We start from the raw sequence: 515 nt of genomic DNA on the forward strand, positions 1-515 counted from the left end.
GGAATGTATGAAATCCAAACAGAAGTTACCACAGATGACGGAGGTGGTGAAAATGTAGGTTGGATCAATAATGGTAATTGGTTGCGTTTTGATGATATTAATCTATCAGGAATATCTAATATGGATGCACGTATCGCGTGTAACTTTACAGGAGGAACCATCGAAATAAGAACAGGAAGTACAACAGGAACTCTGATAGGCTCTATATCAGTATCTAACACAGGAGGTAATCAAAACTGGCAAACACTCAATACAAGCATTTCTAATGTAAGTGGAATACAAGATATTTATTTGGTATTTACTGGAGGCAGTGGCTATTTATTCAATGTCAACTGGATCGAATTTAATAATAGTTCCCAAAGCAATAAGGATATCGCTACTACAGAAATAGATGATATAAGCATCTATCCAAATCCGGTAAGCGCAGTAGCAACGATTCAAAATGCTGCCAATTCATTAATTACTATTTATGATATAAAAGGACGCGAAGTATTTACTCAGCATATTTCAAACGA

Annotated in this window: 1 protein-coding gene; it reads left to right on the top strand. The window is 35.5% G+C overall.

From position 1 onward, the window contains the following. Window positions 1–515: carbohydrate-binding protein (locus DZ60_RS23830; RefSeq protein WP_034230546.1), on the top strand; the 515-nt coding region annotated here is incomplete at both ends.

It is taken from the genome of Aquimarina pacifica, assembly GCF_000520955.1.
GTDB lineage: Bacteria > Bacteroidota > Bacteroidia > Flavobacteriales > Flavobacteriaceae > Aquimarina > Aquimarina pacifica.